This window comes from Nocardioides sp. S5, from assembly GCF_017310035.1.
Taxonomy (GTDB): Bacteria; Actinomycetota; Actinomycetes; order Propionibacteriales; family Nocardioidaceae; genus Nocardioides.
This window is the reverse complement of the sequence record NZ_CP022296.1, coordinates 2,917,371-2,934,113: the sequence shown is the minus strand read 5'-3', so window position 1 is coordinate 2,934,113 and position 16,743 is coordinate 2,917,371. Positions and strand designations below refer to the sequence as shown.

Sequence of the window (16,743 nt, the reverse complement as noted above, 5' to 3'; positions counted from 1 at the left end):
TGTCGGACCCATTCTCTAGAATCGAATGCATGATCGAGGTACTGGAAGCAGGGGCAGAGGCCGGGGCGGACGCCCTCGGCCCCGCAGCCCTGCTCGCCTCGATCAAGACGTCCCGCTCCATCGAGAACACCGAAGCCGCCCGCCAGCTCGACCTCGCCGCCAGGTGGGCCGACCTCCACCCTCCCGAGTCGATCCACTGCGCCGCAACCTTCACCGTGCCGGGGTGTGAGCACGAGGAGCCCATCGCGGGACCGGGTACGCCGCTGGTCGCGGAGTTCTGCGTCGCCGAGCTCGGCACGGTCCTCGGCATCACCTCGGTGTCGGCGAAGAAGCTCATCGGCCACGCCCTCGAGCTGCGCCACCGCCTCCCACGCTTGTGGGCGCAGGTCCACGCCGGGCGGGTCCCCGCCTGGCGGGCCCGGGCGGTTGCCGAGGTGACGATCCACTCGACGCCGGAGCTGACGGTCGAGGCGGCACGGTTCGTCGACACCCAGGTCGCCGCGGTCGCCGGTCGGATCGGACCGGCGCAGCTGGATCGCCTCGTTGCCGAGACGATCAAGAGGTTCGACCTCGCAGGCGTGGATCCTGCGGCGGACCCCGACGACGGGTACCTCCACGTCGACCCGCGCCACGTCACGATCCACGACGAGGACGTCCACTTCGCCGGCACCGTGCGGCTCGAGGCAGAGATCGACCTCGTCGACGGCCTCGACCTCCACCACGCCCTCGCCCACGGCGCCGCCACCCAGAAAGCCCTCGGCTCCCAGGAGCCGCTCAACGCGAGACGGGCCAAGGCGCTGGGTGACCTGGCCCGGACGCAGACTGCGCTCGACCTCTTCCAGCAGAACAACTCTGCCGATAGCGGTTTCGAGGCTCGCTCCGCTCGCACCTCAACCACCGATGACTTGCCCGCGGCGCGCGAGGTCGTCCTCCACGCCCACTTCGACGCCACCATGGCCGGCGACGCCACGGTCTTCGCACCCACGGGACGGCTCGAGGAAGGGCAGCGGCTCCTCCTGCTCGAGCAGCTGAAGTCCTGGTGTGGCGACTCGCGTACCAAAGTCACCGTCAAGCCCGTCATCGACCTCAACCAGGAGAAGGCCGCGCCCGGTTACGAGATCCCGGACCGCATCCGTGAGCACGTGGTCCTCCGCGACCGCGCGTGCGTCTTCCCATTCTGTGGCCGTCCAGCCCGGGGTTGCGACGTCGATCACGTCGTCGAGTACGACCACGACGCCGAGGCGGAAGGCAGACCCCAGCCCGGACCCACGGAGACCGACAACCTGGGCGCCCTGTGCCGGTTCCACCACCGGGTCAAGACCCACACCGCCTGGCGCTACGACATGGTCGTCCCCGGGGTGTTCGAGTGGACCAGCCCTCACGGGCACCGCTACCGCCGCGACCCCGCCGGGACCACTGCCCTTGACCCACCGGACCCCGGCCCACCCCGGATTCCACGACCTCGAAGATGACCCCGCCCCACACCCCGCCACCCACGTGATGGCGGGGCCACAGGCACGCCCGGCGGGCGACGGACGGCGACTCCCGGATCGTGTGGCGCCGGGGCCGCTCACCGCGACAGGTCGCACCTCTCTCCATGGCACTTCACCCCTACGTGCGAGAGCGAGTCATACGACTCGGAGGCGACGGGTACGACGCGAACTCAGCATCAATGCATCCATCCACCCCCCAGGAGGAACAGTGATCAACGAGAACGAGATCCAGCAGGTCGTCGGCCGCACCGCCTACGACAGCAACGGAGACAAGATCGGGAGCGTCGGGCACGTGTTCCTCGACGATGAGACCGGCCAGCCGGAGTTCGCCTCGGTCAACACCGGCCTCTTCGGCATGAACGAGAGCTTCGTCCCGCTCGCCGACGCGAGGGTGGAGGGCGAGCGTCTCGTCGTCCCCTTCGCGAAGGACCAGGTCAAGGACGCGCCCAACGTCGACGTCGACAGCGGCCACCTCGACCAGTCTGAGGAGCGACGCCTCTACGAGCACTACGGCATGACCTACACCGAGCGCACCAGTGACTCGGGCCTCGCGGGCGACGGCGTCGGCACGACGGGCACCACCGGGACGACCGACACCGCCGGGACCGCCGGGACGACGTTCGCCGAGGGGCACGACACGTCCGGCCCCACCACGGACGACGCGATGACCCGCTCCGAGGAGCGCCTCGACGTCGGCACCACCCGCGAGGAGGCCGGTCGGGCCCGCCTGCGCAAGTACGTCACCACCGAGCAGGAGACCGTGACGGTGCCGGTGAAGAAGGAGCGCGCTGTCCTCGAGACCGAGCCGATCACCGAGGCGAACCGCGACGAGGCGCTCAGCGGTCCGGCCATCTCCGAGGAGGAGCACGAGGTCGTCCTCCAGGAGGAGCGGCCCGTGGTGGGCAAGACCGCCGAGCCCGTCGAGCGGGTGCGCCTCGGCACCGAGACCGTCACTGACGAGGAGACCGTCACCGAGGAGGTCCGCAAGGAGCACATCGAGACCGACGGGGACCTCACCGACCGCCGGAGCACCCGATGAGCACCAGCAGCGAGCAACCACGAGATCGCACCCTCGATCGCGACGGAGACGGCCACGTCGATGGCCGTCCCGACCTCGACCGGGACGGAGTGCCGGACCGGCACACCGTCGTCGCCCGTGAGAAGGAGGAGCACGGCGGCATCAAGTGGGGCTCCGCCTTCTTCGGGTGGCTCACCGCCGCCGGCACCGCCATCCTCGTCACCGCGCTGCTCAGCGCCATCGGCGCGGCTGTCGGCCTCGGTGCGCTGTCCGGACCGCAGCAGGCGCAGCAGGAGGCCAACCAGAACGCGGAGACCGTCGGCATCGTCGGCGGCATCGCGATCCTGGTCGTGCTCTTCGTCGCCTACTACGCGGGTGGCTACGTCGCGGGGCGCATGGCGCGCTTCGACGGCGCCAAGCAGGGACTGGCTGTGTGGCTGTGGGCGCTGGTGATCGCGATCATCGTCGCGATCGTGGTCGCCGTCGCGGGCAGCGAGTACAACGTGCTCTCGCAGCTCAACAGCCTGCCCCGGGTGCCGATCAGCGAGGGCGACCTCGCCACCGGCGGCATCATCACTGCCGTCGCAGCCATCGCGGCCAGCCTCGGCGGGGCGATCCTCGGCGGGCTCGCCGGGATGCGGTTCCACCGCAAGGTCGACCGCACGGGCCTGGGCGGCTGACGACCGTTCGACCCACGGCCGGTGGTCGGTACCCCTCGGGTGCCGGCCACCGGCCGTCTCGCGCCAGCGAGGGCCCTCCCGGGCCGCCACCGCGCGACTCCTAGGATTCACCCATGCCCAGCACCCCCGAGCAGCCCTACCTCGAGCTCCTGCCCGCCGTCGACATCAAGGGCGGCCAGGCCGTCCAGCTGGTGCAGGGCGTGGACGGGTCGGAGAAGCGCTTCGGCGACCCGGTCGAGGCCGCGCTGCGCTGGCAGGAGGCGGGCGCCGAGTGGATCCACCTCGTGGACCTCGACGCGGCCTTCGGGCACGGGCACAACCGCGAGCTCCAGGCCAGGATCGTCGGCGCGCTCGACATCCAGGTCGAGATGAGCGGCGGCATCCGCGACGACGAGTCGCTCGAGGCCGCGATGGCCACCGGCTGCCGGCGCGTCAACATCGGCACCGCCGCGCTCGAGCAGCCCGAGTGGTGCGCGAAGGCGATCGCGACGTACGGCGACCGCGTGGCCGTGGGCCTCGACGTGCGGGGCACCACGCTGGCCGCGCGCGGCTGGACCCGCGAGGGCGGCGACCTCTACGAGACGCTCGCCCGTCTCGACTCCGAGGGGTGCGCACGCTACGTCGTCACCGACGTCAACAAGGACGGGATGCTCCAGGGGCCCAACCTCCAGCTGCTGCGCGACGTGTGCGCCGCCACCGACAAGCCCGTCGTGGCGAGCGGCGGCGTCACGACCCTCGACGACATCCGCGCCCTGATGACGCTCGTCGGCGACGGAGTCGAGGGCGCGATCGCCGGCACGGCGCTCTACGAGGGTCGCTTCACCCTCGAGGACGCGCTCGCTCTGACGAGGCCGGCGTCGTGAGCCTGGAGTTCACCGACTACCACACCCGGCTGGCGGCGTACGCCCTGCTGGTGGACGAGGACGAGCGGGTGCTGCTCGCGTGGTGGAACGGTGAGGGCCACAGCGACCCCGAGTGGTCGCTGCCCGGCGGCGGCATCGAGTTCGACGAGTCCATCACCGACGGGCTGGTGCGGGAGGTCTTCGAGGAGACCGGCTACCGCGTCGAGCCGGGCGCGCTCGTCACCGACCACCACTTCACCGCCCGTGGCCGGACCTTCGACGGCTGGATCCGCTCGCAGCGGTTCGTCTTCGAGGCGACCATCACCGGGGGAGAGCTCGGCACCACCGAGGTCGGCGGCTCGACCGACCGCGCCGCGTGGGTGCCGCTCGCCGATCTCGAGAGCCAGCCCCGCTCCGAGATCGTCGACGTCGCGCTGGCCGCCCGGCGGACCCAGGGGGCACGCGCATGAGCGTCGCGATCCGCGTCATCCCGTGCCTCGACGTCGACGGCGGCCGCGTCGTCAAGGGCGTCAACTTCACCGAGCTCCGCGACGCCGGCGACCCGGTCGAGCTCGCCCGGCTCTACGACGCCGAGGGTGCCGACGAGCTGACCTTCCTCGACATCTCCGCCTCCCACGAGGGCCGCGCGACGACGATGGAGGTCGTCAGCCGCTGCGCCGAGGAGGTCTTCATCCCGCTCACGGTCGGTGGGGGGGTCAGCAGCGTCGACGACGTCGACCGCCTGCTGCGCGCCGGTGCCGACAAGGTCGCGGTCAACACCGCCGCCATCCACCGCCCCGAGCTCGTCGCCGAGATCGCCGACCGCTTCGGCAACCAGGTGCTGGTGCTCAGCGTGGACGCCCGCCGTGTCGGCCCCGACCACGAGGGCACGGCCAGCGGCTTCGAGGTGACCACCCACGGGGGGCGCAAGAGCGCTGGCCTCGACGCCATCGAGTGGGCCGTGCGCGCCGCAGAGCTGGGCGCGGGCGAGATCCTCCTCAACGCCATGGACGCCGACGGCACCACCGACGGCTTCGACCTCGAGCTGATCCGGGCCGTACGCCGCGAGGTGAGCATCCCGGTCATCGCGAGCGGGGGAGCAGGCGCGGTCGAGCACTTCGCGCCGGCCGTCGACGCGGGCGCCGACGCGGTCCTGGCCGCGACGGTCTTCCACTTCGGCACCCTGCGCATCGGCGACGTCAAGGCCGGTCTGTCCACGGCCGGCCACCCCGTCCGCTGGGCGGCGCACGCGCCGTAGGATCAGCCCATGCTGAAGACCGCCCGGCCGCGCTCGCTGCGGCACCTCGTCCTCGCGGCGACCGCGACCGCGACCCTCGCCCTGACGGCGTGCGCCCCCACCGACGAGGCCGACTCCGGCTCGGACAGCGCCGCCGACGGCTCCTCGGAGTCGCCCGCGGCCGACGAGTGCACGCCCGACTCGATGGAGACCGTCGCCGACGGCACCCTGACGATCGCCACCGACGACCCGGCCTACGAGCCGTGGTTCGTCGACAACGACCCGACCAACGGCGAGGGCTACGAGTCCGCGGTGGCGTACGCCATCGCCGAGCAGCTCGGCTACACCCAGGACCAGGTCACCTGGGTCACGGTGCCGTTCAACAAGGTCGTCCAGCCGGGCCCGAAGGACTTCGACTTCGACGTCAACCAGGTCTCCATCACCGAGGCGCGCCGCAAGGCTGTCGACTTCTCCTCCGGCTACTACGACGTCGTGCAGACGGTCATCACCAACAAGGGCAGCTCGATCGACGGCGTCACCAGCATCGCGGACCTCGCCGACGCCAAGCTCGGCGCCCAGGTGGGCACCACGAGCTACACCGCGATCACCGACCAGATCCAGCCCGCGGAGGAGCCGGCCGTCTTCGACACCAACGACCAGGCGGTGCAGGCGCTCAACAACGGCCAGATCGACGGCATCGTCGTCGACCTGCCCACCGCGTACTTCATGACGGCCGTCCAGCTCGACGACGGCACGATCGTCGGCCAGCTGCCGCTGCCCGACGGCGAGCCCGAGCAGTTCGGCGCGGTGCTCGACAAGGGCAGCCCGCTGACCGATTGCGTGTCGGGTGCCGTCGACGCCCTGCGTGAGGACGGCATCCTCGACCAGATCGGCCAGGAGTGGCTGGCGCAGCAGGGCGCTCCCGAGCTGTCCTGATGCCGGAACGGGTGGCCTCCACGGCCGCTGGGGACTGGGCGCCGTCCGCGGTCCAGCGCGACCGCGACGAGTGGCGGAGGCGTCGTACGCTCCGCAGCGCAGCGATCGCGGCGGTCAGCACCCTGCTCCTGCTCGGCGCGCTCGCTGCCGCCGTGGTCAGCTCACCGGGCTGGGACCGGGTCCGCGAGACCTACTTCAGCTGGGACAAGGCGGTCTCGTCGTTCCCGGCGGTGCTCGACGGGCTCTGGCTCAACATCCGGGTCATGGCGATCTGCTGGGTCCTGATCCTGGTGCTCAGCCTCACGGTTGCGGTGGTGCGGACGCTCCGCGGCCCCGTGGCGTTCCCGCTGCGGCTCCTCGGGACGGCGTACGTCGACATCTTCCGCGGCCTGCCACTGCTGCTCGTCATCTTCCTGCTCGGCTTCGGCGGCCCCGCCCTGCGTCTGCAGGGGCTGCCCACCTCGCCCCTGTTCTGGGGCGGCACCGCGCTCGTGCTGTCCTACTCCGCCTACGTCGCCGAGGTCTTCCGGTCCGGAATCGAGTCGGTGCACCCCAGTCAGCGGCTCGCCGGTCGCTCGCTCGGGCTGTCCTACGGCCAGACGCTGCGCCACGTGGTGCTGCCGCAGGCGTGGCGGCGGGTGATCCCTGCCCTGATGAACGACCTGGTCTCGCTGCAGAAGGACTCCGGACTGATCGCGGTCCTCGGTGTCTACGACGCCATCCGCAGGGCGCAGATCGAGACGTCGCTCGACTTCAACTACACGCCGTACGTCGTCGCGGGCGCGCTGTTCTGCTGCCTCACGATCCCGATGGCCCGGCTCACCGACCGCTACGCCCGCAAGAAGGGCTACCACGGAGCAGGAGGCCACCTGTGAACGCTCCACCGGCCGAGCTGCTCACGCTCAGGGGCGTGCGCAAGTCCTTCGGCGACCACGTCGTGCTCAGCGACGTCGACCTCGCGGTGGAGCCCGGACAGTGCGTGGTGCTCATCGGTGCCTCGGGCTCGGGCAAGTCGACGCTGCTGCGCTGCGTCAACCTCCTCGAGGTCGTCGACGACGGCGTGATCACCTTCGAGGGCCGCGACATCACCGACCCGCGGGTCGACGGTGACGAGGTGCGCTCGCGGATGGGCTTGGTGTTCCAGGCCTACAACCTCTTCCCACACCTCGACGTCATCGGCAACGTCACCCTCGCCCTCAGGCTGGTGCACGGCGTCGGGTCCGAGGAGGCGCGCACCCGCGGCCTGGCCATGCTCGAGCGCGTGGGCCTCGCCGAGAAGGCCACCGCCCGCCCCGACGACCTCTCCGGCGGCCAGCAGCAGCGCGTGGCCATCGCCCGCGCGCTCGTGGCCAGCCCGCGCCTGATGCTCCTCGACGAGGTGACCAGCGCGCTCGACCCCGAGCTGGTGGGGGAGGTCCTCGACCTGCTCGGCGAGCTCAAGGACGAGGGCGTCACCATGCTGCTCAACACCCACGAGATGGGCTTCGCCCGCGAGGTCGCCGACCAGGTCTGCTTCCTGCACGCGGGACGCATCCACGAGCAGGGCAGCCCCGAGCAGGTGCTCGGCGACCCCCAGCAGGAGCGCACCCGCGGCTTCCTGTCCCGCATCCGCGCCTGACCCCACCCGTCCGGTCGATCCGATTCGTCCGCTGTCGGTGCCGAGGAATAGCCTGACCCGGCTGGTTGGTTGCGCTCGGCAACCGACGTGGTCGGCGGACGAGACGGACAGGCGAGGGGCGGGCGACACCGGTGGGCGAGGACGCGGAGCTGAAGGGCACCACCACGCGCGACGGCTTCCGGGTCCTGTGGGTCGGCATCAAGCGCGAGCCCAAGGTCTTCACGGTCGCCACCCTCGGCGCGGTGCTCTTCGGCGTGCTCACCGTCGCGGACGCCTGGGTGCTCGGCTGGTCCACGGAGAACGTGCTGATCCCGGCCTTCGACAACGGCGAGATCGGCACCGACATGCTGGTCTGGGTCTTCGCGCTCTTCATGGGCGTGGCCATCCTGCGCGCCGTCGGCATCGTGGCGCGGCGCCTCGGCGGCGGCATCATGTACTACCGGATGCAGTCCCACACCCGTCGCGCGGTGACCAGGCAGTACCTCTCCCTGCCGATGGAGTGGCACCAGCGCCACCCGACCGGCCAGCTGCTCTCCAACGCCTCCTCCGACATCGAGGCCGCGTGGTCGCCGATCATGCCGCTGCCGATGGCGCTCGGCACCGTCGTGATGATGGTCATCGCCGTCATCCAGATGTTCGTCGCCGACACCGTGCTGGCGCTGGTCGGGCTGCTGGTCTTCCCGGCCGTCGTGGGGGCCAACCTGCTCTACCAGCACTACTCCTCGCCCCTGATGACCCGTGCGCAGGGCCTGCGCGCCGAGGTCAGCGAGATCGCCCACGAGTCCTTCGACGGTGCCATGGTCGTCAAGACCCTCGGCCGCGAGACCGAGGAGACCGACCGCTTCGGTGCCAAGGCCCGTGAGCTGCGCGACGTCAACATCCGCGCCGGTCGCATCCGCGCGATCTTCGACCCGGCCCTGGCCAGCCTCCCGGGCCTCGGTGTCCTCGTGGTCCTGTCCGTCGGCGTCGCGCGCGTCACCAGTGGCGCGACCGACGCGGGCGACGTCGTCACCGTCGCCTACCTCCTCACCATCGTCTCCTTCCCGATCCGCGCGATCGGCTGGTTGCTGGGCGAGTTCCCGCGCTCGGTCGTGGGCTACCGCCGCGCCAAGGCCGTCCTGGACGCGCAGGGGTCGATGCGCTGGGGCGACGCGGAGCTGCCCCGCACCGACGAGGGCGCCCTCCTCGAGGTGCAGGACCTCCACTACTCCTACGACGCCGGGGCGCCGCTGCTGCGCGGCGTCGACTTCGACGTACGCCCGGGGCGCACCGTCGCGCTCGTCGGTGCGACCGCGTCGGGCAAGAGCACCCTGACCAGCCTCATGACGCGCCTGGTCGACCCCGACTCGGGCACGGTCCGCGTCGACGGGCGCGACGTGACCGGCCTGCGCAAGGGCGAGCTCTCGCGCAGCGTCTCGCTGGTGCCGCAGACCGCCTTCATGTTCGACGACACGGTCCGCGACAACGTCACCCTGGGTGCCGACGTCTCCGACGAGGACGTGTGGGCGGCCCTGCGGACCGCCCAGGCCGACGGTTTCGTCGCGGCCCTGCCCGGAGGGCTGGACTCCCTGCTGGGCGAGCGTGGCACGTCGCTGTCCGGTGGGCAGCGCCAGCGGCTCTCCCTCGCCCGCGCGCTGGTCCGCCGGCCCCGGCTGCTGATCCTCGACGACGCCACCTCCGCAGTGGACCCCGAGGTCGAGGCCCGCATCCTCGCCTCCCTGCGCGACGATGTCGGCGGGTCCGCCGCGTCGCTGGTGGTCGTCGCCTACCGCAAGGCCACCATCTCCCTGGCCGACGAGGTCATCCACCTCGACGGCGGCCGGGTCGTGGGCCGCGGCACCCACGCGGAGCTGCTGGCCACCAGCCCGGCCTACGCCCAGCTCGTCAACGCCTACGAGGTCGACGCAGACGCCGACGCAGACGCCGGGGCCGGCGCAGAGGGGACCACCCGATGAGCGCCACTGCACCCACCTCCGGCACCAAGATGGACTCCGGGGAGGAGATCGGCGCCTGGGCCACGATCCGCCTCGGCATGAAGTACTCCCCGGAGCTCCGCGAGGGCCTCGGCTGGACGCTCGTCCTGGCCGTCGTCGCCTCGTGCGGGCAGATCGTGGTGCCGATCGCGGTCCAGCAGACCCTCGACAAGGGCCTCAACGGCCCCGGCGGCCCGCGCTTCGACTACGTCGCGTGGATGGGCGTGCTGGCAGCGCTCGCGATCGTCGTCACCAGCGTCGCGTCCTACGCGATGACCAACCGGCTCTTCACCACCTCCGAGCACGGCCTGGCCACGCTGCGCACCAAGGCCTTCCGCCACGTCCACGACCTGCCGCTGCTGACGCAGAACACCGAGCGCCGCGGCGCGCTGGTCTCCCGCGTCACCTCCGACGTCGACCAGGTGAGCCAGTTCCTGGTCTTCGGCGGCCTGATCTTCGTGGTGAGCATCGGCCAGATGCTGGTGGCGACCGTCCTGATGCTCGTCTACAGCTGGGAGCTCGCCGCGGTCGTGTGGCTGTGCTTCGCGCCGCTCTTCTTGTCGATCCGCTGGTTCCAGAAGAAGCTCTCGGCCGCCTACACCGTCGTACGCCGGCAGGTGGGCGTGCTGCTCGGCGCGATCTCCGAGCCGGTCGTCGGCGCCGCGGTGGTCCGCACCTACGGCGTCGAGGACCGCACCCAGCACCGCATCGACACCGCGATCTCGGACTGGCAGAACGCCTACACCCACGCCCAGACCTACACCGTCACGTCGTTCTCGCTCGGCGGCCTCTCCGCCGGCCTGGCCAACGCCGGCGTCATCATCGTGGGCATCCTGCTGGGCTTCACCTCCGACATGACGCCGGGACGGGTGCTCGCCTTCGCCTTCCTCGTCACCCTGTTCGTCGGCCCGGTGCAGATGGGCACCCAGATCCTCACCGACGCGCAGAACGCCATCGCCAGCTGGCGTCGCGTCCTCGGCATCCTCGAGACGCCTGCCGACCTCATCGACCCGGGCCCCGAGGGCGAGGCGCTGCCGCGCGGCCCCATCGACGTGCGCTTCGACCACGTCACCTTCGCCTACCCCGCCGGACCGCCCGTGCTGCGCGACATCGACCTCACCATCGAGGCCGGCACCCGAGTGGCGATCGTGGGGGAGACCGGGTCGGGCAAGTCGACCTTCGCCAAGCTGCTGACCCGCCTGATGGACCCCACCGACGGCTCGGTGCTGCTCGACGGCATCGACGTACGCCGCATCGACGCCGGGTCGCTGCGCCGCAGCGTCGTCCTGGTGCCGCAGGAGGGCTTCCTCTTCGACGACACGATCGCGGCCAACGTGCGCTACGGCAAGCTCGACGCGACCGAGGACGAGATCCGTGCCTCCGCCGTCGAGCTCGGCATCGACGACTGGCTGGCCGGCCTCCCGCGCGGCCTGCACACCCAGGTCGGCCAGCGCGGTGAGTCGCTCTCGGCCGGCGAGCGCCAGCTCGTGGCGCTGCTGCGGGCCCACCTCGCCGACCCTGACCTGCTGGTCCTCGACGAGGCGACCAGCGCGGTGGACCCCTCGCTGGAGATGCAGATCGGCCGCGCGCTCGAGCGGCTCATGCAGTCGCGGACGTCGGTGACGATCGCGCACCGGCTCTCGACCGCCGAGAGCGCGGACGAGGTCATCGTGGTGGACAAGGGCCGCGTCGTGCAGCGCGGGCCGCACGACGAGCTGGTCGGGCAGCGCGGCAGCGTCTACTCAGGGCTCCACCGCAGCTGGATCGCCCAGCACTCCCACGGCTGAGCCGAGGACCGGGGCTGGCCTCAGGAGGCGAGGACCTGGCTGATGAGCAGATCGGCGTCGAAGAAGTCCGACTCGGTGCCGGGCGCGACGAGGGCCGAGGTGCGGGCGATGAAGTCGTGGATGTCGCCGGCCCGCGCCAGCAGCACGAGGTGGCCGTCGGGGGAGCTCAGCTCGATGCTGACCATCGCTCGGCCGCTGACCCCGATGGTGGGGGAGACGTGCACGTCGCCGTCGCCGGAGGGGCTCTCGGTGCCGCGGATCAGCAGGTCGCGACCGAAGGTCCACACCAGGTTGCCGTCGGAGGTGATGAACGTCATCGCCACGGCGAAGGGGTCGGAGCTGCGGTAGCCGAGGACGGTGTCGATCTCGTGGCGGATGCCGCGCTCGTCCATGCACTCGACCGTGATGTCCAACGCGACATCGGACAGGGTGTGCCCGCTACCGGACATGTTCATGGAGGCTCCTAGGGGTGCGCCCGGGGGTGAGGCCGGGTTGAGTTGCTCATGAGACGGCATCCGACCCCCCTCGTGATGCGAAACGGCAAAAAATGGTCAACACTGGATTAGACCGGATCTTGACCCGGACTCATGACGAACTTGACGTTACATGCGATTAGCGCCCTGCGTGCGCGTGTGGCGCAGCCCGGTAGGTTTTCCCCCATGACAGGGGCAGCGAAGCGGATCGCTCTCGAGACCCTGGGGTGGGTGCTCCTCCTCCTGGGCATGGCCGCGATCTTCCTGCCCGGCCCGGGGCTGCTCGGCATCTTCGCCGGGCTCGCTCTGCTCTCGCAGCAGTACGAGTGGGCTGAGCGTCGTGTCGAGCCCGTGCGCCTGCGCGCGCTGGTCGGTGCGGCCGAGGGCGTGGAGACGTGGCCGCGCATCATCGCCTCCTGCCTGGGCGCCGTGGCGCTCGCCGCGTGCGGCGTGCTCTGGATCGTGAAGCCGCCGGCGCCCGAGTGGTGGCCCGTGTCGGAGACGTGGTGGCTGCCGGGCGGGATCTGGACCGGCATCACCCAGGTCGCCTCGGCGTTCATCGCGATCGCGCTGATCGTCTACAGCTACCGTCGCTTCCACGGCCACCCGGAGAAGGCCGAGGACCTGCGCCGCCAGATCAAGGGCGAGGGCTCCGAGCGCCAGCGGGCCACCGACCGGTCCTGAGCGCGACCACGCCCCCTGATTGCGGTGGCGCTGCCGCCATGGGATATCGTTTCGGCGTCGCGGGCGATTGGCGCAGTGGTAGCGCGCTTCGTTCACACCGAAGAGGTCACTGGTTCGAACCCAGTATCGCCCACCCGAGTAACTGCAGGTGAGAGGCCCTTTCCCATCTGGGGAAGGGCCTCTCGTGCAACATACGTGCAACAAGGCCGACGCTGATCCGGCCGATGATTGGCATGACTTGTTGTGTCGTTCGGCGGTCCGGCCGCTTTCAGCGGGGCCCACCGATCGTCAGGAATGCCCGGCGGGAATTTGCCGAGGGGTGGCCTCGAGGTCCTCGAGCTTGATCCGGATGGCGCGCTTGCCACAGCGGTACGCCGGGAGGGTGCCGGCGGCGATCCAGCGGCGAATGGTCTTGGTCGAGACCGACATGGCCTCGGCGGCTTCCTCGAGGCTGAGGTAGACGGGGATGGTGCGTCGTTCAGCCATCGGAGCCCACCTCCGTGTGCGTGACGGTGGCTGAGGCGAGGAAGCGTCGGGCTTCGGCGACGGTTATGTAGAGCCGCCCGACGCCTTGGAAGCGGGTCCACCTGGGGCCGACGCCACGTCGGCGCCAGTCGCGGACGGTGCGTTGGGGTGTGCGGATGAGGTCGCAGAACTCTTCGAACAGGATCAGGTTGTTGTCGTCCCAGTCGTCGGGGATGCCGATGGGTGTCACCATCACGTCGCCTCTCGTCGTGGCCGTCGACGGATTCGAGGGCCTTCTCCCGGAAAAGCAACGGCCTGCTGTGCGGATCGGACATCTGCTGGCCATCCGTTGGTCATGCGATGGTCATCCGTGTCGAGGTCGGCGTCTCCGTAGTCACCTATGTCGTCGCTGGTCCCTTGAGCGATCACCCTGGGGGAACCGGGTCAGCGACCGATCCCGCGGGACGGCGGCACGGTGGATGGGACCGGCGGGGTTGGGCGCCGCGGCCCGTCGCGCAGTGCCGCAGCCTGCAGTGCGGCCGCGGGTGAGGGCGCCGGTGTGGTTGCGGGTGGGGGCGTGTTCGGTCCATACCGGTCGATGTTTTCCGCGGCCCTCTGGGCGGCGTGGGCGGGTCCGAGGTCGGCACGGTCACGGCTGAAGACCTCAACCCACTGGCTGCGGGCGTCGTCGATCGTCGCGGCGACGAGGTGGGCGACGTTGTTGTGACGGCCCCGGGTCATAGCGACGTACGCCGACGCCGCGCCGGTGGTCTCACCGAGGGCGAAGTGTGCCGAGTCGACGGTCTCGCCCTGAGCCCCGTAGGCAGTGGTGGTGAACGCCAGCTCGACGTGCTTGCGGACGTACTCGGCGGGAAGCGCGCGCTGCCCGGCGCGACCGACCACCAAGAGGCTGCCGTCCTCACCGACACCGGCGACGGTCCAGGTGTCGCGGTTGGCGACCTCGAGGTCGCGGTCGTTGCGTCGGGTCGCGACTCGGTCGCCGAGACCGATCCGCTCACCACGACGCGTGACAGGCTCGCCAGCGCTGTCCCCAGCCCGCTCACCAGATGGCTCACCAAATCGTGCGTCAGAGTCGTGCCGCCGGTCGCGGATGGCTGCGTTCAGGGCACTCACTTGGTCGCGGGTGTCAGCGATAACGAGTCGGTCACCATCACCGCTACTGACATTGGCACGGTCGGCGCCAATGTCGGCCAGGGCTGCGGTGCGTTCGACCTCGCTGGCGTGGAGGACGATCTGGCCTCGCTCCAGAAGGTCGTCGAAAACTTCACCAGAGCGCTCGCCGGTGCGCATGAGAAGCGAAAGGTCGGCGTATGCGGGGTCGGTGAACCGGTGGACCGACTCGAGCTCCAGGTGGGCTGCGGGTGACACCCACCTTATTGCGAGGTCGAGGACGCCGCCACGCCCAACAGCTGGGAGCTGGTGGCGGTCACCAAGAAGCGCCACCCTGGCGTGTGCTCGGTCGGCGATCGCGAACAGTGCGCGAGCGGTGTCCTGGTCCAGCATCCCAGCCTCGTCGACGAGCAGCACGTCACCGGGAGACAACCGCGCACGCAGCGCATTACGAAGCTCGGGTACGGCGTCCGGGCCAGTGTCGACTCGCGTCCAGCGGCCGTCCTCATCCCACCGGTACCCGTGCTGGTGGACCATCCAGGCTGCGGAGAACGCGTCGGCACCGACCTGATCCTGCGCCGCCTGAGCGGCCTTGAGGGTGGGGGTGACGACCACGAGTCGACGGTCGTACGCGTCGAGTACGTCGCGTGCTGCGGCCAGCGTGGTGGTCTTCCCGGTGCCGGCGGCGCCCTCGATGACGATCAGACTGGTGTCGCTGGCCAGGGCGGCGACGACGTGCTGTTGTGCGGGGTCGAGGTGGTCGATGCCCCGGAGTCCGACGGCGACGGTGGCTGGCTGCGCTGCGCGCTCGTCGATGCTGTCGACAAGGTCGGCCTCAACCGCAAGGACCCGCTCGGACGTCAGGCTCCGGACATGCTCGGGGGCGTCGTCGCGTTCCAGCAATGGCACGCATCGTGTTTGGGCGCGCTCGGCGATGTCTTCGACCAGCTCGTGCCGGACCGCACGGTCGGCGACGACGCCGACGGAGGCGATCAGTCGTTCGACCTCGCCACGGATGTCGGGTGCGTTCCACGCCGACCGCTTGGACCCGAGCCGGGTGAGCACGAGATCGGCGGCGGCGTCGCGGTTGATCCGCCCGATCTGTAGCCCTGGTTCGGTCGCGGAAGCGGTGGGCGGGGTGAAGCCAAGGTCGTGCAGCTCGGTGTTCCACGCCGCGACGAGGTCGGCGCCGCTGCGGGGCACGACCTTGTCCGGTCGCGCGTCGGCCCACGCACAGCGGTCCCACGTCTGGCGCAGTCGCGGACCCGGCTCTTGGACGGGGTGCTCGGCCCGCCAAGCGGCCTCGTAGCGGTCGACGTTGCGACCGATCTGCGCGGCGCGCTGGCTGAACCGTCCGACGTACGGCGCGAGCTGCTCGATCTCGCCGTCGTTGTCCAGCGTGTACCCACGCGCAGCGAGAGCCGTCCGGAACTCCGGGTCGCACATCACCGCCGCGTGCCCGATCCCGTTGAGCGCCTCGATGCTGTCCACCACACCGACCGAGTGCAGACCACGCCACGCCCCGGACGCGAACACGCGAGCGTTGATCTGCACGTGCAGGTGACGGTGCGGGTCACCTGCACGCGAGGTGTAGTGCCGCACGACAGCTGCCTCGAGCTTCTCCACCGGGACCTGCACCTGCCGCCCACGTGGCCCGACGCGGGTGGTGGCGTGCGCGCCCATCCACCCGATGACCTCACCCGTCGCGCGGTCCATTGCCGCGTCGTACGCCATCGCAATCTCGGGGTGGAGTGCCGCGGCGAGCGACCAGGACTTCGGCCCGTTCACGACGACCTCGACGAACCGCAACGCACGCGCGTCGTCGCGCAGCCGACCCTCGCTGCGCCTGTCTCGACGTCGTAGCCGGCGACCCACCGTTCGTAGGCGTCACCGTCGAGCGTCCCCCCGCCCTGAACTGCGGTAACACCGCGTCCCCCCTCTACCAGCGAAGTCGCGGCGACGTACCGCTCGGCCACCCCTGTGCCCTCTGCGAGGTAGTAGTCGTCGACTCGGGAACGGTCGGCCTCGACGTAGGAGCGCGCGGCGGACGCCGATCCGCGGTAGAACTTCACCCCACCGCGCATCCCTCGTCACCTCCCGTCAGCACTCGTCACCTAGCCTCGAAATGACGCTCGGCCCGCCCCGAGGGGCGGACCGATCTACGAACCTTCGTAGCATGCGTGCCGCTCAGTATTGAAGGTCTTCGGAGGCGTCCAGGGGGAGCGGATCTTGGACTCGTCACTCTTCGTCATCGCATGACAATGAGGTTGGAAATGAAGCGGTAACGAGTCTGACTGGAGACGTCGGGCTCGAGGGTTCGCTACTCGGCTGCGTACTCCATCTCATCGACGAGGTTCGGCTCGACCGTTCAGTACCGGAAGTCCGCATTTCCGGCGGCGGACCCAA

17 protein-coding genes and 1 tRNA gene are annotated in these 16,743 nt (G+C 70.5%); 13 read left to right on the top strand and 5 right to left on the bottom strand.

Going from position 1 to position 16,743, the window contains the following annotated elements; all coding sequences use genetic code 11:
- The first annotated feature begins 29 nt into the window (after positions 1-29).
- The 11 genes from CFI00_RS14500 to CFI00_RS14450 all read left to right on the top strand — a co-directional run bounded on the left by CFI00_RS14500 (position 30) and on the right by CFI00_RS14450 (position 11,584).
- Positions 30-1,472 (top strand): HNH endonuclease signature motif containing protein, encoded by a 1,443-nt coding sequence (locus CFI00_RS14500; protein WP_207081805.1) that lies wholly within the window; start codon positions 30-32, stop codon positions 1,470-1,472.
- Positions 1,473-1,701: 229 nt separating this feature from the next.
- Entirely contained in the window at positions 1,702-2,532 is an 831-nt protein-coding gene (locus CFI00_RS14495) for a PRC and DUF2382 domain-containing protein (protein WP_207081804.1), read from the top strand.
- Positions 2,529-3,191: a hypothetical protein gene (locus tag CFI00_RS14490; protein WP_207081803.1), complete on the top strand. Its 663-nt coding sequence runs from the start codon at positions 2,529-2,531 to the stop codon at positions 3,189-3,191. Before CFI00_RS14495 ends, CFI00_RS14490 begins: the two co-directional genes overlap by 4 nt.
- A 113-nt stretch (positions 3,192-3,304) precedes the next feature.
- Positions 3,305-4,054: a bifunctional 1-(5-phosphoribosyl)-5-((5-phosphoribosylamino)methylideneamino)imidazole-4-carboxamide isomerase/phosphoribosylanthranilate isomerase PriA gene (priA, locus tag CFI00_RS14485; RefSeq protein WP_207081802.1), complete on the top strand. Its 750-nt coding sequence runs from the start codon at positions 3,305-3,307 to the stop codon at positions 4,052-4,054.
- Positions 4,051-4,503: an NUDIX hydrolase gene (locus tag CFI00_RS14480; RefSeq protein WP_207081801.1), complete on the top strand. Its 453-nt coding sequence runs from the start codon at positions 4,051-4,053 to the stop codon at positions 4,501-4,503. The genes priA and CFI00_RS14480 overlap by 4 nt, the downstream gene beginning before the upstream one ends.
- Positions 4,500-5,291, top strand: a complete 792-nt coding sequence (gene hisF, locus CFI00_RS14475) for an imidazole glycerol phosphate synthase subunit HisF (protein ID WP_207081800.1) — start codon at positions 4,500-4,502, stop codon at positions 5,289-5,291. The genes CFI00_RS14480 and hisF overlap by 4 nt, the downstream gene beginning before the upstream one ends.
- A gap of 9 nt (positions 5,292-5,300) precedes the next feature.
- Positions 5,301-6,206, top strand: coding sequence for an ABC transporter substrate-binding protein (locus tag CFI00_RS14470; protein WP_207081799.1), 906 nt, complete (start codon positions 5,301-5,303; stop codon positions 6,204-6,206).
- A complete protein-coding gene (locus CFI00_RS14465) occupies positions 6,206-7,081 on the top strand; it encodes an amino acid ABC transporter permease (RefSeq protein ID WP_207081798.1) in 876 nt (291 codons plus the stop codon). The genes CFI00_RS14470 and CFI00_RS14465 overlap by 1 nt, the downstream gene beginning before the upstream one ends.
- Positions 7,078-7,824 (top strand): amino acid ABC transporter ATP-binding protein, encoded by a 747-nt coding sequence (locus CFI00_RS14460; protein WP_277988302.1) that lies wholly within the window; start codon positions 7,078-7,080, stop codon positions 7,822-7,824. Before CFI00_RS14465 ends, CFI00_RS14460 begins: the two co-directional genes overlap by 4 nt.
- 131 nt (positions 7,825-7,955) lie before the next feature.
- Positions 7,956-9,779: an ABC transporter ATP-binding protein gene (locus CFI00_RS14455; RefSeq protein WP_242532404.1), complete on the top strand. Its 1,824-nt coding sequence runs from the start codon at positions 7,956-7,958 to the stop codon at positions 9,777-9,779.
- Positions 9,776-11,584, top strand: a complete 1,809-nt coding sequence (locus CFI00_RS14450; RefSeq protein ID WP_207081797.1) for an ABC transporter ATP-binding protein — start codon at positions 9,776-9,778, stop codon at positions 11,582-11,584. The genes CFI00_RS14455 and CFI00_RS14450 overlap by 4 nt, the downstream gene beginning before the upstream one ends.
- A 20-nt stretch (positions 11,585-11,604) precedes the next feature.
- On the opposite strand, the gene CFI00_RS14445 is transcribed toward CFI00_RS14450, so the two are convergent.
- Positions 11,605-12,039: an SsgA family sporulation/cell division regulator gene (locus CFI00_RS14445; RefSeq protein WP_207081796.1), complete on the bottom strand. Its 435-nt coding sequence runs from the start codon at positions 12,037-12,039 to the stop codon at positions 11,605-11,607.
- A 204-nt stretch (positions 12,040-12,243) separates the two neighbouring features.
- Here CFI00_RS14445 and CFI00_RS14440 point away from each other — a divergent pair, with 204 nt between their 5' ends.
- Together CFI00_RS14440 and CFI00_RS14435 are read left to right on the top strand one after the other, a co-directional pair.
- Positions 12,244-12,741, top strand: coding sequence for a PGPGW domain-containing protein (locus CFI00_RS14440; RefSeq protein WP_207081795.1), 498 nt, complete (start codon positions 12,244-12,246; stop codon positions 12,739-12,741).
- Between the two features lie 61 nt (positions 12,742-12,802).
- Positions 12,803-12,874: transfer RNA gene (locus CFI00_RS14435), tRNA-Val, on the top strand.
- A 155-nt stretch (positions 12,875-13,029) separates the two neighbouring features.
- On the opposite strand, the gene CFI00_RS14430 is transcribed toward CFI00_RS14435, so the two are convergent.
- From CFI00_RS14430 to CFI00_RS23650, 4 genes are all read right to left on the bottom strand, one after another.
- Complete coding sequence (locus CFI00_RS14430) at positions 13,030-13,227, bottom strand: helix-turn-helix domain-containing protein (protein ID WP_191279129.1); 198 nt, start codon at positions 13,225-13,227, stop codon at positions 13,030-13,032.
- The gene (locus CFI00_RS14425; protein WP_191279128.1) at positions 13,220-13,459 is read right to left on the bottom strand and encodes a hypothetical protein; all 240 of its coding nucleotides are present in this window, start codon (positions 13,457-13,459) and stop codon (positions 13,220-13,222) included. The genes CFI00_RS14430 and CFI00_RS14425 overlap by 8 nt, the downstream gene beginning before the upstream one ends.
- A 191-nt stretch (positions 13,460-13,650) precedes the next feature.
- Positions 13,651-16,212 (bottom strand): MobF family relaxase, encoded by a 2,562-nt coding sequence (mobF, locus tag CFI00_RS14420; RefSeq protein WP_242532403.1) that lies wholly within the window; start codon positions 16,210-16,212, stop codon positions 13,651-13,653.
- The gene (locus tag CFI00_RS23650; protein WP_242532942.1) at positions 16,122-16,409 is read right to left on the bottom strand and encodes a hypothetical protein; all 288 of its coding nucleotides are present in this window, start codon (positions 16,407-16,409) and stop codon (positions 16,122-16,124) included. The genes mobF and CFI00_RS23650 overlap by 91 nt, the downstream gene beginning before the upstream one ends.
- Positions 16,410-16,743 lie beyond the last annotated feature (334 nt).

What these genes read in the sequence shown, in the direction of transcription:
- CFI00_RS14500 (WP_207081805.1), top strand. Translation starts at nt 30, where the DNA reads ATGATCGAGGTACTGGAAGCAGGGGCAGAGGCCGGGGCGGACGCCCTC.
- CFI00_RS14490 (WP_207081803.1), top strand. Translation starts at nt 2,529, where the DNA reads ATGAGCACCAGCAGCGAGCAACCACGAGATCGCACCCTCGATCGCGAC.
- priA (WP_207081802.1), top strand. Translation starts at nt 3,305, where the DNA reads ATGCCCAGCACCCCCGAGCAGCCCTACCTCGAGCTCCTGCCCGCCGTC.
- hisF (WP_207081800.1), top strand. Translation starts at nt 4,500, where the DNA reads ATGAGCGTCGCGATCCGCGTCATCCCGTGCCTCGACGTCGACGGCGGC.
- CFI00_RS14470 (WP_207081799.1), top strand. Translation starts at nt 5,301, where the DNA reads ATGCTGAAGACCGCCCGGCCGCGCTCGCTGCGGCACCTCGTCCTCGCG.
- CFI00_RS14465 (WP_207081798.1), top strand. Translation starts at nt 6,206, where the DNA reads ATGCCGGAACGGGTGGCCTCCACGGCCGCTGGGGACTGGGCGCCGTCC.
- CFI00_RS14450 (WP_207081797.1), top strand. Translation starts at nt 9,776, where the DNA reads ATGAGCGCCACTGCACCCACCTCCGGCACCAAGATGGACTCCGGGGAG.
- CFI00_RS14445 (WP_207081796.1), bottom strand. Translation starts at nt 12,039, where the DNA reads ATGAACATGTCCGGTAGCGGGCACACCCTGTCCGATGTCGCGTTGGAC.
- CFI00_RS14440 (WP_207081795.1), top strand. Translation starts at nt 12,244, where the DNA reads ATGACAGGGGCAGCGAAGCGGATCGCTCTCGAGACCCTGGGGTGGGTG.
- CFI00_RS14430 (WP_191279129.1), bottom strand. Translation starts at nt 13,227, where the DNA reads ATGGCTGAACGACGCACCATCCCCGTCTACCTCAGCCTCGAGGAAGCC.
- CFI00_RS14425 (WP_191279128.1), bottom strand. Translation starts at nt 13,459, where the DNA reads ATGGTGACACCCATCGGCATCCCCGACGACTGGGACGACAACAACCTG.